This window comes from Iamia sp. SCSIO 61187 (assembly GCF_019443745.1).
Classification (GTDB): Bacteria; Actinomycetota; Acidimicrobiia; order Acidimicrobiales; family Iamiaceae; genus Iamia.
Map to the genome: position 1 here is coordinate 574,013 of NZ_CP050948.1, position 12,952 is coordinate 586,964.

At 74.1% G+C, this 12,952-nt stretch carries 10 protein-coding genes; 7 read left to right on the forward strand and 3 right to left on the reverse strand.

The features are described 5' to 3' along the window. The first annotated feature begins 53 nt into the window (after positions 1–53). The 3 genes from HC251_RS02685 to HC251_RS02695 all read left to right on the forward strand — a co-directional run bounded on the left by HC251_RS02685 (position 54) and on the right by HC251_RS02695 (position 2,527). Entirely contained in the window at positions 54–410 is a 357-nt protein-coding gene (locus tag HC251_RS02685; protein WP_219943783.1) for a hypothetical protein, read from the forward strand. Between the two features lie 114 nt (positions 411–524). Then, positions 525–1,169, forward strand: coding sequence for a hypothetical protein (locus HC251_RS02690; protein WP_219943784.1), 645 nt, complete (start codon positions 525–527; stop codon positions 1,167–1,169). Then, a complete protein-coding gene (locus HC251_RS02695; RefSeq protein ID WP_219943785.1) occupies positions 1,166–2,527 on the forward strand; it encodes a family 43 glycosylhydrolase in 1,362 nt (453 codons plus the stop codon). Before HC251_RS02690 ends, HC251_RS02695 begins: the two co-directional genes overlap by 4 nt. On the opposite strand, the gene valS is transcribed toward HC251_RS02695, so the two are convergent. Beyond that, complete coding sequence (gene valS, locus HC251_RS02700; RefSeq protein ID WP_219943786.1) at positions 2,520–5,084, reverse strand: valine--tRNA ligase; 2,565 nt, start codon at positions 5,082–5,084, stop codon at positions 2,520–2,522. The two genes, HC251_RS02695 and valS, sit on opposite strands and share 8 nt — an antisense overlap. A 27-nt stretch (positions 5,085–5,111) precedes the next feature. On the opposite strand from valS, the gene HC251_RS02705 reads away from it, so the two are divergent. Beyond that, a complete protein-coding gene (locus HC251_RS02705) occupies positions 5,112–5,918 on the forward strand; it encodes an endo alpha-1,4 polygalactosaminidase (protein ID WP_219943787.1) in 807 nt (268 codons plus the stop codon). An 18-nt stretch (positions 5,919–5,936) separates the two neighbouring features. On the opposite strand, the gene HC251_RS02710 is transcribed toward HC251_RS02705, so the two are convergent. Beyond that, the gene (locus HC251_RS02710; protein ID WP_219943788.1) at positions 5,937–7,268 is read right to left on the reverse strand and encodes an HNH endonuclease signature motif containing protein; all 1,332 of its coding nucleotides are present in this window, start codon (positions 7,266–7,268) and stop codon (positions 5,937–5,939) included. Between the two features lie 422 nt (positions 7,269–7,690). On the opposite strand from HC251_RS02710, the gene cysS reads away from it, so the two are divergent. Beyond that, positions 7,691–9,121 (forward strand): cysteine--tRNA ligase, encoded by a 1,431-nt coding sequence (gene cysS, locus HC251_RS02715; protein ID WP_219943789.1) that lies wholly within the window; start codon positions 7,691–7,693, stop codon positions 9,119–9,121. A gap of 77 nt (positions 9,122–9,198) precedes the next feature. On the opposite strand, the gene HC251_RS02720 is transcribed toward cysS, so the two are convergent. Continuing rightward, positions 9,199–10,869 (reverse strand): hypothetical protein, encoded by a 1,671-nt coding sequence (locus HC251_RS02720; RefSeq protein ID WP_219943790.1) that lies wholly within the window; start codon positions 10,867–10,869, stop codon positions 9,199–9,201. A gap of 213 nt (positions 10,870–11,082) precedes the next feature. Between HC251_RS02720 and HC251_RS02725 the strand changes: the two genes are divergently transcribed. Further along, positions 11,083–12,315, forward strand: coding sequence for an acyl-CoA dehydrogenase family protein (locus HC251_RS02725; RefSeq protein WP_219943791.1), 1,233 nt, complete (start codon positions 11,083–11,085; stop codon positions 12,313–12,315). Between the two features lie 274 nt (positions 12,316–12,589). Next, positions 12,590–12,943 (forward strand): hypothetical protein, encoded by a 354-nt coding sequence (locus HC251_RS02730; protein ID WP_219943792.1) that lies wholly within the window; start codon positions 12,590–12,592, stop codon positions 12,941–12,943. The last annotated feature ends 9 nt before the right edge of the window (positions 12,944–12,952 follow it).

A 12,952-nucleotide genomic window follows, 5' to 3' on the forward strand; every position in this document is an offset into this window, starting at 1 on the left:
GGCCGCCCGTCGGTGTGCGGGGCGAGGCGGGTCGCCACTACCGTGCCCGGGCGATGGCCGACGACACCCGCCCCGACCTCGAGAAGGTCCACCCCCGCCCGGACCAGGCGGAGGAGCCGGCCGACGACGTCGGGGCCAGCAACGTCGACCTCGACGAGGCCCGCCACGGCCCGGCCCACGTCTCGCCGTCGGTCCCCGAGCCGGGCCACGAGCCCGACGCCCACGGCCATGGCCACGCCGGGCATGACGTCCACGGGCACGACGACCACGGTCACGACGACCACGGCGACCACCCCGTCGAGAGCCCGACGTGGGTGCTGGCGCCCGTCGTCGTCGGTCTCCTCATCGGCGTGGTGCTGATCATCGTCCTCGGGCTCAGCGCCGGCGCCACCCCCTTCCACACCCTCTGACCAGGGGCGGGGTCGCCCGCCACCCGTCCTCCGGGCGCCGTCGGCGGCAGTCGCTGCGCCCGCGCCCCCACGGGGCCACCCGACCGACGAAGATGGTGGGGTGGAGGGTCGGGCATGACGGCGACGCGCGACGCCGCACCCGACGCGGCATCGCCGCCGACCCCGTCCGCCGACGAGCCGTCCGAGCGACCGGTGGTGGCACCGCCGCGCCGACGCCGGAGGCCGCGGTCGGGGCGGCGGGGCGTCGTCGGCACCCCGGCCCGTCGGGGCCGCCTCCTGGTCGGGGTCGGCCTCCTGGCCCTCGCGGTGGCGGCGCCGCTCGTCGCCCGCAGCGGCCTGTCCGACGCCCGGGCCGCGTCGGCGGCGATGGGCGCCGAGCGGGCCGGCGCGGCCGGGTTCGCGGACGAGGTGGCCTCCGCCGAGTCGGTCTCGGCCGGGCGCGCCGAGCGCGCCGCGGCGCGCGCCGCCGCCGCCCTCGACGCCCGCAACGAGCAGCGCCACCGCCTGGCCGCCCTCGGGCTCAACGAGGCGACGATCGACGCCTTCCTGGCCATGATCCTCGCCGACACCGAGGCGGTCGAGCAGGAGCGGGACCGGGTCACGGCCGACGTCGATCGCCAGGCCGGCGAGATCCCCACCATGGAGGACTGCCTCGTCACCGCCCGGCAGGCGATCAACCGGGCCTTCAACACGATCTTCGACCCGAACCTGGTGGTCCCCGGCCCCGCCGAGGTGTGCCGGGCGATCCTCGCCGGATGACCGGCCGCACGCTCGTCGCCCGGGTCCTGGGCCGGGCCGTCCTGGCCCTCGTCGTGGTGGGCGGGCTGGTGGTCGCGGGGGTCGCCGTGCAGGACCGCGACGAGGTGCGGGCCGACGCCCACGCCCTGACCCACGACGCCGTCGCCGACCTGGTCGCGGCCCGCGAGGGGCGGGAACGGATCGAGGGCCTCGAGGACGACGTCGACGCGTCGCAGGCGGCCCAGCGCCGGGACGACCTGGCCACCGTGGCGATCATCACCGCCCTCGACGAGCGGGAGACCCTGCAGGACCGGATCGAGCTGGCCCAGCTCGAGCTCGACCGGGCCCGCGAGGTGAGCGCCGAGCAGGTCGCCCGGCTCGACGTGCTCAAGGCCTGCGTCCACCACCTCGAGCTGGCCCGGGCCCGCTACGTCGCCGGCGACCGGGCCGGGGCCATCGCCGCCCACGCCGCGGGGGAGGACGTGTGCCTCGAGGCCGAGGCGATCACCGAGGGGGTGGCGGCCGTCCACCCCTTCGACTTCCCCGACCCCCAGATCCTGCGCGAGGGCGACATGTACTTCGCCTTCGGCACCAACGGGCCGGCGGGTGTCGTCCAGGTGGTGTCGTCGACCGACCTCACCGACTGGGACGTCCAGGGGTCGGCCCTCGACGCGGTGCCGGCGTGGGCCCACGAGGGGTTCACCTGGGCCCCGGCCGCCATCCGCACCTGGTCGGGCTTCTCGCTCTTCTACACGGTGCGGGACAAGGCGTCGGGCCGGCAGTGCATCAGCCGGGCCACGGCTGCCGCCCCGGGTGGTCCGTACGTGGACCGGTCGACGGGCCCGCTCGTGTGCCAGGTGGACATGGGTGGGTCGATCGACCCGAGCCCCTTCGTGGCCCAGGACGGCACGCTCCACCTGACGTGGAAGAGCGAGGGCGAGGTGGTCGGCGGCGGCGCCCAGATCTGGAGCGCCCCGCTGACGCCCGACGGCGGGGCCCTGGCCTGGTTCCCCACCCCGCTGCTGACGGTCGACAAGGCGTGGGAGGGGCGGACGATCGAGGGCCCGTCGATGGCCCGCACGGCGGCCGGCTGGATCCTCCTCTACTCCGGCAACCGCTGGGACTCGGGCGCCTACGCCACCGGGTACGCCACCTGCGCCGGGCCCACCGGCCCGTGCACCAAGCCGGCCGACAACGTCGTCCTGCGCTCCGACGGGGACCGGGAGGGACCCGGCGGGGCCGAGCTCTTCCGCACCACCGACGGCCAGCTCAAGGTGGCCTACGCAGCGTGGGACACCGGCGAGGTCGGCATCCCCAACCCCCGGCGCCTCCACCTCGGCACCGTCTCGATGACCCCCCTGGGCCTGCGGATCAGCTAGTGGCGGCGGGCTCGGCCAGGCGGACGTCGGTGCCCTGCTGGTCGCCCTCCACCAGCTCGAGGTGGCGGATGCGGCCGGCGTCCTGCAGGTCCTGGCCGGCGGCCCGGACGGCGGCCAGGAACGGCGGGGCGCCGGTGACGACGACGGTGTCGACGTCGGCCCGCATGGAGACCTTGGCGTCGGACTTGGCCTTGCGGACCTCGCCGAGGACGGCGGCGGTGGCGGCGAGGACGGCCGGGTCCCCGTCCTCGGCGCGGAGCTCGTCGCCCGAGGGCCACGGCGCCCGGTGGACCGAGCCCTCCTGCCACCAGGACCAGACCTCCTCGGTCGCGTAGGGGAGGATCGGGGCGAAGAGCCGGAGCAGCGTCGAGAGGGCGATGCCGAGGGTCGCCCGGGCCGAGGCGGCGGCACCGTCGTCGGGGTCCTCGCCGTAGGCCCGGGTCTTGACCAGCTCGAGGTAGTCGTCGCAGAACGACCAGAAGAACGCCTCGGTGCGCTGGAGGGCGCGTGCGTAGTCGTAGTCGTCGAAGGCGCGGGTCGCCTCGTCGACCAGGTCGGCCAGGGTGACCAGGACCGAGCGGTCGAGGGCCTCGGTGGGCCCGGCCCCGTCGGGCGCCGGTCCCAGGTTGAGGGCGAACCGGCTGGCGTTGAGGATCTTGATCGCCAGCCGGCGACCGACCTTCATCTGCCCGGTGTCGAAGGCGGTGTCGGTGCCGGGGCGGCCGTTGGCGGCCCAGTAGCGGACCGCATCGGAGCCGTGCTGCTGGAGCAGGTCGATGGGGACGACGACGTTGCCCTTCGACTTCGACATCTTCTTGCGGTCGGGGTCGAGGATCCACCCCGACAGGGCGGCGTTGCGCCACGGCGGGCTGTCGGTCTCGAAGTGGGCCCGGACGACGGTGGAGAACAGCCAGGTCCGGATGATGTCGTGGCCCTGGGGCCGCAGGTCCATCGGGTAGGTGCGGGCGAACAGGTCGGGGTCGTCCTCCCAGCCGGTGGCGAGGAGGGGGGTGAGCGACGAGGTGGCCCACGTGTCGAAGATGTCCGGGTCACCGGTGAAGCCGCCGGGCTGGTCGCGCTGGTCGTCGGTGTAGCCGGGCGGGACGTGCGACTGCGGGTCGATGGGCAGGGCGTCGTCGTCGGGGACGAGGGGCTCGTCGTACTGGGGGACGCCGTCGTCGTCGAGGCGGTACCAGAGGGGGACGGGGACGCCGAAGAAGCGCTGCCGGGAGATGAGCCAGTCGCCGTTGAGGCCCTCGACCCAGTTCTCGTAGCGGTGGCGCATGTACTCGGGGTGCCAGTCCAGCTCGTGGGCCCGGGCGACGAGGGCGTCGCGCAGCTCGGCCGAGCGGCCGCCGTTGCGGATGTACCACTGCCGGGTGGTGACGATCTCGAGCGGCTTCTCGCCCTTCTCGTAGAACTTGACCGGGTGGGTGATCTTCTCGGGCTCGCCCTGCAGGGAGCCGGCGTCGCGCAGGAGCTCGACCATGACCTGCTGGGCGCCACCGCTGCCCTTGCCGGCGAAGCGGGCGTAGGCCTCCCGCCCGGCGTCGGTGGTGAGCCAGGCGGGGGGCTCGAAGGCGAAGCGCCCGTCCTTGCCGATGACGGCCCGCGTCGGCAGGTCGAGCTCGCGCCACCACGTGACGTCGGTGGTGTCGCCGAAGGTGCAGATCATGGCGACGCCCGTGCCCTTCTCGGGGTCGGCCAGGGGGTGGGCCCGGACGGGGACCTCGACGTCGAAGATCGGCGTGCGGACGGTGGTGTCGAACAGGGGCTGGTAGCGCTCGTCGTCGGGGTGGGCGACGAGGGCGACGCAGCTGACCAGCAGCTCCGGGCGGGTGGTGGAGATGACGATGGCGCCGTCGCCGTCGGCGCGGGGGAAGGCGATGTCGTGGTAGGCGGCGGGGCGCTCGCGGTCCTCGAGCTCGGCCTGGGCGACCGCGGTCTGGAACGTGGTGTCCCAGAGGCTGGGCGCCTCCTGGGAGTAGGCCTCGCCCCGGGCGACGTTGCGGAGGAACGCCCGCTGGCTGACCCGCTGCATCCGGGGGCCGACGGTCGTGTACTGGTGGGTCCAGTCGACCGACAGCCCGACCAGGCGGAAGAGCTGCTCGAAGACCTTCTCATCCTCGACGGTGAGCTCCTCGCACAGGGCGATGAAGTTGCGCCGGCTGATGGCCAGGAAGTCCTGCCGCTTCTTGGCCGCCTGGGCCGGGGGCCGGAAGTCGGGGTCGTAGGGGACCGACGGGTCGCAGGTGACGCCGTAGTAGTTCTCGACCCGCCGCTCGGTGGGGAGGCCGTTGTCGTCCCACCCCATCGGGTAGAAGACGTCCTTGCCCTGCATGCGCTGGTAGCGCGCGATCGTGTCGGTGTGGGTGTAGCTGAAGATGTGCCCGACGTGCAGCGACCCCGACGCCGTCGGCGGTGGCGTGTCGATGGAGAACACCTCGGCACGAGGCCGGTCGCCGGCGAACCGGTAGGTCCCGTCGGCCTCCCAGCGCTCGATCCAGCGGGCCTCGATGCCCTCCAGGGCAGGCTTGTCGGGGACCGTCCAGCTCATCGTCGGAGAGTACCGGCGGCCCGGTGGGTGCTCCGAACCGGTTGCCTCACCGGATCCCTGCTGCTGCTGGCCGCGTGCGGGTCCGACGACGACGGCGTGTGGCAGCCGTCGCCCGACGATCGCTGGCACGTCCAGTACACGGGCGAGCTCGACGTGCCCGACGGGATCGACGTGGTGGACCTCGACATGGAGGAGACGCCGGCGTCGGTGATCGACGGGCTCCACGACGATGGCATCCGGGTCGTCTGCTACCTCTCGGCCGGGTCGTGGGAGCCGTACCGGTCCGACGCCGCCGAGTTCCCCGACGCGCTCCTGGGCGAGGCCTACGAGGGCTTCGAGGACGAGCGGTGGCTCGACATCCGGTCCCGCGCCCTGCGGCCCCTGCTGACGGCCCGCATCGAGGCCGCCGCCGACAAGGGCTGCGACGCCGTCGACCCCGACAACGTCGAGGGCTTCGAGAACGACACCGGCTTCCCTCTCACCGCCGCCGACCAGCTGGAGTTCGACCGCTGGCTCTTCGCCGAGGTCCACGACCACGGCATGGCCGTCGGCCTGAAGAACGGGCGCACCCTGGCCGCCGAGCTGGTCGACGAGGTCGAGTTCCAGGTCGACGAGGAGTGCATCGCCCTCGACGAGTGCGACGCCCTCGACGTGTTCGTTGACGCCGGCAAGCCGGTCTGGTCGATCGAGTACGAGGGCGATCCCGATGTCGTCTGCGCCCGCGCCGCCGAGCTCGGCTTCGCCACCTGGATCAAGGACCTCTCGTTGTCCGCCGGGGGCCACGAGTGCCCGGTGCCGGAGGGCGAGGGCGGGGCCGACGGCGGCGGGAGGTGACGGCGCGGCCGGTTCGGTTCAGGTGATCTCGGTGCCGTCGGGTCTGGTGATGTGCCAGGTGCCGGTGGGGTCGCGCCAGGTGGTGTAGCCGTGGGTGCGGAGTCGGTTGTGCCTCCCGCAGGCGGGTCCCCCGTTGTGGGGGTTGGTACTTCCTCCGCCTTCGCCGGTGCGGCCGGTGCTCCAGGGGGTGAGGTGGTCGCTTTGGCAGTCGGTGACCGGGACGTGGCATCCGGGCCAGTAGCAGGTGGTCGATGAGAGCTTGACGGCGAGGGCGGCGGGGCCGGTGAAGAGGCGGCTCTTGCGGCCGAGGTCGATGACGACGGAGTCGGAGCCGACGACCACCCGCCGCACGTGGCCGATGAGGGCCTGGGCGACGGCGGCGGTGGGCTCGACGGGGTGGCCGTCGAGGGTGGAGCACCGCCGTCCCGCAGCGGGGAAGGTGGCCCGGGCGTCGTCGACGGGGGTGGGGTCGATGTCGGCGAGGCGGGCGGCGATGTGTTCGAAGGTGGGTTGGTCGATGACCACGTTGGTCACCACCTGGGACCCGCCGGTGCTGGTGGCGTGGTGGGCGGCGGCGGAGCGGAAGATCTCCTCGAGGGCGTCGAAGCGGCGCTGGGCGTCGGTGCGGGGCAGGTCGGTGGTGGTGGCGGCGTCGCCGTGCTCGGCGCGGGCCTTGTCCCAATCAGCGAGGGTCTCGGCCTTGAGCTGGGCCTGGAAGATCGACCACAGCTCGGCCCCGACCAACGACCCACACCGCCCGGTGATCTCCCAGCCGCCGTCGAAGTTCTGGTGCAGCCGGGCGTCGCGCTTGTCGTGGGCGGCCTGGTCGCGGTCGCGGGTGCCGTCCTCGTCGAGGAGGCTCACCCACTCGCGGACCTTCTGATCGAAGACCCGGTAGGTGTCGGTGGCGGCTTCGGCGGCGAAGGAGGCCTCGTTGGCCTCCACCGCATCCCGGACCCGCGGGTTGGCATGGGCGCGGGCGATCCGCTCGACCTGGCAGCGACCGATGGCCCCCTCCGCGAACGCGGCCCCGACGGTGGGCAGGGACCGGAGGGCCTTGGCACAGGCGGCCCGCCGGGCTGCCTCCCGGGTCGAGAGGTTGGCGTGGTGGCGGACCATGACCTTGGCCGAGGCATGGCCGTCGGCGGCGTGGACCCCGGTGCGGTCGATCTCGGACACCAGGTCGATCTGGAGCGACTGGACCCGGCGGGCCACGTTCTCCAACCGGATGGTCAGAGCCCGGGCATCGGCATCATCGACGGGGGTGACCCCGGCGGCCTGCAACCGGTCGACGGCCGCGTCGAGGGCATCGAGCCCCTCGGCCGTCGTCGGATCGCACACCATCTCCATACCCCGAACCCTACGCCGGGGGTGTGACAGTCAAGCGGCCGCAAACCCTTGCCCCACAAGGGTTCGGCGTGATCCGACACCGCACCCGGGACACCCCCCGATGGCGGCCCGCAGCATCCGGAAGGGCGTGACACTGGCGCGTTCGCGGTGTTCATCGTCGCCGTTGCGTCGCCCGCGAGCGGTGACGGCGCGGCCGGTCGGTTCAGGTGTGAACAGGGCGCCGCTTGCGGTCCAGGTCGATCACGACCGAGTTCCGATCCGATCGCCACCCCCACACGTGGCCGCCGGCACCGTTCTGACAACGCTGCCGGACACCGATGTCGCCTGGCGTGAGCAGAGCGGCGGACGATGGCCCCACCGGCCAAGGCGTCCACGCCTGAAGGGTATGTCTCGTCTCGGGGAGCATCGGCCATGATCGGGGGATGCCTGATCGGGACGTGCCACTGGGGTTGGAGGAGATCCGCCTCTACGACACGCGCACCCGCTCGGTCCGGCCGCTGGAGCCGCTCGAGCCGGGGAAGGTCGGCATCTACACCTGCGGGCCCACCGTCTACGCCCCCCAGACCCTCGGCAACATGCGCAGCCAGCTGGTGCCCGACCTGCTGCGCCGGGTGCTGATCGCCGCCGGGTACGACGTCACCTTCGTCACCAACATCACCGACGTCGGCCACCTCGTCGACGACTCCGACGACGGCGACGACAAGATGGAGAAGGCCGCCGCCGCCACCGGCGAGAGCGCGGCCGACATCGCCGCCCGCTACACCGAGCAGTGGGCCGACGACCGGCGCCGGCTCGGCTGCCTCGAGCCCGACATCCGACCCAAGGCGGCCGACCACATCGCCGAGCAGATCGCCATGGTCGAGACGCTCGAGGCCAAGGGCCACACCTACGTGATCGACGACGGCGTCTACTTCGACACGGCGTCGTTCCCGGCCTACGCCGACTTCGCCGGGCTGCGCCTCGACGACCTGGAGGCCACCGGCCGGGTCGACAGCATCGAGGCCAAGCGCCACCCCGCCGACTTCGCCCTCTGGAAGCTGACCCCGCCGGGCGTGAAGCGCCAGCAGGAGTGGGACTCGCCGTGGGGCCGGGGCTTCCCGGGCTGGCACATCGAGTGCTCGGCCATGGCCACGAAGTACCTGGGCGAGCGGTTCGACATCCACACCGGCGGCATCGACCACGTGCGGGTCCACCACACCAACGAGGTGGCCCAGAGCGAGTGCGCCCTCGACGTCCACCCGTGGGTCGGGCACTGGGTCCACACCGAGTTCCTCGACCTGGGCGGCGAGAAGATCTCCAAGTCGAAGGGCCACGTGCTCACCGTCGACACGCTCGTCGACGAGGGCATCGACCCCCTGGCGTTCCGGTACTTCTCGCTCCAGGGCCACTACCGCCAGAACCAGGCCTTCTCGATCGACGCGGTGCGCGCCGCGGGCACGGCGCTGCGCCGGCTCCGGCTGATCGCCCACCAGGCCCGGGCGGCGGGCGGCGCCGCGGACCCGGATCGGTGGGAGGGCGCGCGCCGGGCCTTCTGGTCGGCCCTGGCCGACGACCTCAACGCCCCCGCCGCCGTCGCCGCCCTCTGGGAGGCGACCCGCGACCCGGATCTGACCCCCGCCGACCTGTGGGCCCTGCTGGAGGAGGCCGACACCGTCCTCGCCGTCGACCTCGGTGCGGCCCCCGACGCCGACCAGACCGGCAGCGACGCGCGCATCGACGCCTTGGTCGCCGAGCGGGCTGCGGCCCGGGCGGCCAAGGACTTCGCCACCTCCGACCGCATCCGCGACGAGCTGGCCGCCGAGGGCATCGAGGTCGTCGACACGCCCACCGGGGCGACCTGGCGCCGCCGCTGACCCGGCGTGGCGTCCCCGGACGCGACGAGCGCCTGACCCGGGGGCCAGGCGCTCGTGCTCGGTGGGGGATCCGAGGTCTAGGGGAGGAGACCGCCGCCGGGGCAGAGGATCGGCAGCAGCGTGCAGACCGGTCCGGCGGGCGCCGTCGTGGGGGGCGGGGGAGCCGGCGCCGTCGTGGGCGGAGGCGGGGAGGTCGTGGCCGGCGGGTTCGTCGGGGTGGGGGCGGGCGCCGGGGCCGGAGCAGGGGCCGGGGCCGGGGCGGGCGCCGGCGCGGGTGACGGGACCGGGGCCGGGGTCGCGGTCCCGCCACCCCCACCGCCCGACCCGCTCGAGGCCGTCGGGACGCCCGACCCACCGGCCGATGCGCCACCGCCCGATGACCCGCTGCCGCCGCCGGCACCGGTGCCGGCGCTGGAGGGGGACCCGCCACCGGTGCGGGCCGACGGCGCCCCCGAGGGCGAGCCGCCCGTCGAGGCTCCGGCGGACGGGGTGCCGTCCGGGGCGTCGGCCGCCGGGCCGCCGTCGCTGGAGACGTTGGCGGCGGGGATGGTGTCCCCGTCGTCGAGGAGGTCGCCGGCCCCGCCGGCGTCGCTCGGGGCACCGGCGGCGACCTGGTCGTCCCGGGTCGTCGGCGACGACGTCGGTGTGGTGGTCAGCAGGCTGCCCATGGCCGAGGCGGTCAGGATGCCAGCGGCCAGGGCGGCGAGGACGCGGGCCCGGGTGGGGGTGGCGCCGGCGGCGACCAGGTGACGGGGGCTGGGCCGAGGCCGCCGGCGGTCGAGGGCGGCGAACCCGTCGGAGCCCGAGCGGGGGCCGCCGAGGAAGGTGTCGGACGCGTCGGCGAGCTCCTCGGCCCGGGCCGGGGTGGTGGTCGCCGACTCCGGCGTGGGGGCGGCCACGGGGACGACCTCGAGGTCCACGTCGTCGGACGGTCCCCGGTCCGTGGCGGTCGCGGCGCCGGCGCCGGCCGGCGCCGGCTCGGCCTCGTCGGCCTCGGCGCCGATGGGCAGCAGGACGGGCGGGGGAGGGGTGGCCGCCGCCGGCGCGGCCCGCTCGGTGCGGCGGGGGCGTGCGCGGCGCCGGGACGACGCCTTCGAGCCGGCCCGGCCCAGGGCGTCGCCGATGCGTCCCAGCGGGGCGTCGAGGCGGGAGAGGACGGAGGTGAGGGGGTGCTGGTCGGGGATCGTGAGCCCGATGCCCTGCCACTCGTGCCAGGCGGTGGCGGTGGCGGCGGCCAGCTCGGCCGGGGCGCGGAGCCCGACGTCGCCGATGGCGGCCCGGGCGCCGGTGGGGGCACCGGCGGTGTCGGGGGCGGGGCCGTCGGCGCCGTGCTCGACGGCGGCGGCTGCGTCGCGGGTGCTCCAGCCGCGGTGCTCCTCGAGCCACAGCGCCACCCGGGTGGCGGGGTCGAGGGCGAGGACGTCGTCGGGGAGGCCGTCCGGCAGCTCGGCGTCGTCGACCTTGGCGGTGGCGGCCAGCTCGAAGGCGGCGGCCACCAGGGCCCGCTCGATGCAGGCGTCGGGCTCGCTGATCCCGGCGGCCACCCCGGCGAGGGTGCGGGTGAAGGCCCGGGCGGTGGCCCGCGTCGCCGTGCCGGCGTCGGCGGCGGCGAGGGCGGCGACGGTCCAGACCTCGTCGTGGAACCGGTCGGCGAGGGCCACGAAGGCGGCGCTGTCGCCGTACGCGGCCTTGTCGGCCAGGTGTCCGTCGGACAGGTGGTCGAACCGGTGTGCCTCCCGGTCGGACATGGTGGGAACCTCCGTCGAGGGCGCCCGGCCCCCGTGTCGTGGTGCGACCGGTGCGTGGTGCCCGGCGTCACCGGTGAGGTTCGACGCTCCGTGGCGCGTGTCCTGCCGTCGCCTGGGCTGGCACCGGTCCCGGGGTGGGCCTACTCTGGTTACTGCTCGGTAACTTCGCTGCCGGTGCCATGCCCGAGACGCCTGGACCCCCCGGAGGGCCCCATGTCCGAATTCAGCCTCGCCCTCAACGAGGACCAGCTCCAGATCCAGAAGTGGGTCCACGACTTCGCCGAGTCGGTCGTGCGCCCCGCGGCCGAGGAGTGGGACGAGCGGGAGGAGTTCCCGTGGCCCATCGTCGAGGAGGCGGCCAAGATCGGCCTCTACGGCTTCGACTTCATGGCCCAGGCCATGCTCGGCGACCCCACCGGCCTCACCATGCCGGTCGCCATCGAGGAGCTCTTCTGGGGCGACGCCGGCATCGGCCTGTCGATCTTCGGCTCGGGCCTGGCCGCCGCCGGCATCGCCGGCAACGGCACGCCCGAGCAGGTCATGGAGTGGGTCCCGCAGTGCTACGGCACCCCCGAGAAGGTCCAGCTGGGCGCCTTCTGCGTGTCCGAGCCCGACGCCGGCTCCGACGTCAGCTCGCTCCGCACCCGGGCCGTCTACGACGAGGCCAAGGACGAGTGGACCCTCAACGGCACCAAGGCGTGGATCACCAACGGCGGCATCGCCGACATCCACGTCGTCGTGGCCGCCGTCGACCCCGAGCTCAAGGGCCGGGGCCAGGCCAGCTTCATCATCCCGCCCAACACCGAGGGCCTCTCGATGGGCCAGAAGTACAAGAAGCACGGCATCCGGGCCTCGCACACCTCCGAGGTCGTCCTCGACGACGTGGTGATCCCCGGCTCGTGCCTGCTCGGCGGCAAGGAGAAGCTCGACGCCAAGCTGGCCAAGGCCCGCGAGGCGCTGGGCAAGCCCAAGACCGAGTCCTCGGGCAAGCAGCCGGCCATGGCCACCTTCGAGGCCACCCGCCCGGCCGTCGGCGCCCAGGCCATCGGCATCGCCCGCGCCGCCTACGAGTACTCGCTGGAGTACGCCAAGGAGCGCAAGGCCTTCGGCAAGCCGATCATCCAGAACCAGGCGATCGCCTTCATGCTCGCCGACATGATCACCGAGATCGACGCCTCCCGGCTGCTGGTCCACCGGGCCGCCTGGCTCTCGCGCAACGGCACCTACGTCAACGCCGAGGGCAGCCAGTCGAAGCTCAAGGCCGGCCGCACCGCGGTGTGGGTCACCGAGCGGGCCATCCAGATCCTCGGGGGCTACGGCTACACCCGTGAGTACCCCGTGGAGCGCTGGCACCGCGACGCCAAGATCATGGACATCTTCGAGGGCACCGAGCAGATCCAGCAGCTCGTGATCAGCCGGGCCATCTCCGGCATGCGCATCGAGTAGCCGATCTGGTCCCTGACCAGGTGTTTCGACAGAGCCCCCGGTTCCGCCGGGGGCTCTGTCGCGTCCGGGTGTCGGCCGGCCCGATCGGACGCACCGCTCGTCGCCGGAGCGCGGTCGCGGCGGTCGGACGGCCGCGCCAGGCGGTTGCCGACCCCGCCACCCGACCACCATCGTGGGGTCCGTGACCCCGACCCCTCCGCCGGGTCCTCCCGACCGGCCCGACCCGTCGGGGCGCCAGACGGGCGCGGGACGGTCTGACGCGTCGGAGACCGCGTTGCCCGACGACTTCACGGGCTACCTGGTCGACACCGACGTGCTCCTGCGCGAGCTGGCCGCCCGAGGGGTGCGCCCCTCCCACCCCGTCATCCACGCCGACCACGTGACCTACAAGGGTCAGGGGCGGGCCCCCGAGGCCCGGACGATCACCGTCGTCGGGGTCACCGGCACCGACGAGCTCGACTGCGCGGTCGTCACCGTCGACGGAGCGTCCGACCGCCCCGATGGCTCGACGTTCCACATCACCCTCTCGACCGCGCCCGGCGTGCACGGCCGACAGGCCAACGCCGTGCTGGCGACGACACCGGTCGAGCCGATCGAACCCTTCGAGGTGCCGTTCCGCCGGGTCTGACGCTCGAGG

Excerpts from the sequence above, each read along its gene's own strand:
- HC251_RS02685 (WP_219943783.1), top strand. The coding sequence starts at position 54 with ATGGCCGACGACACCCGCCCCGACCTCGAGAAGGTCCACCCCCGCCCG.
- HC251_RS02690 (WP_219943784.1), top strand. The coding sequence starts at position 525 with ATGACGGCGACGCGCGACGCCGCACCCGACGCGGCATCGCCGCCGACC.
- HC251_RS02695 (WP_219943785.1), top strand. The coding sequence starts at position 1,166 with ATGACCGGCCGCACGCTCGTCGCCCGGGTCCTGGGCCGGGCCGTCCTG.
- valS (WP_219943786.1), bottom strand. The coding sequence starts at position 5,084 with ATGAGCTGGACGGTCCCCGACAAGCCTGCCCTGGAGGGCATCGAGGCC.
- HC251_RS02710 (WP_219943788.1), bottom strand. The coding sequence starts at position 7,268 with ATGGAGATGGTGTGCGATCCGACGACGGCCGAGGGGCTCGATGCCCTC.
- cysS (WP_219943789.1), top strand. The coding sequence starts at position 7,691 with ATGCCTGATCGGGACGTGCCACTGGGGTTGGAGGAGATCCGCCTCTAC.
- HC251_RS02720 (WP_219943790.1), bottom strand. The coding sequence starts at position 10,869 with ATGTCCGACCGGGAGGCACACCGGTTCGACCACCTGTCCGACGGACAC.
- HC251_RS02725 (WP_219943791.1), top strand. The coding sequence starts at position 11,083 with ATGTCCGAATTCAGCCTCGCCCTCAACGAGGACCAGCTCCAGATCCAG.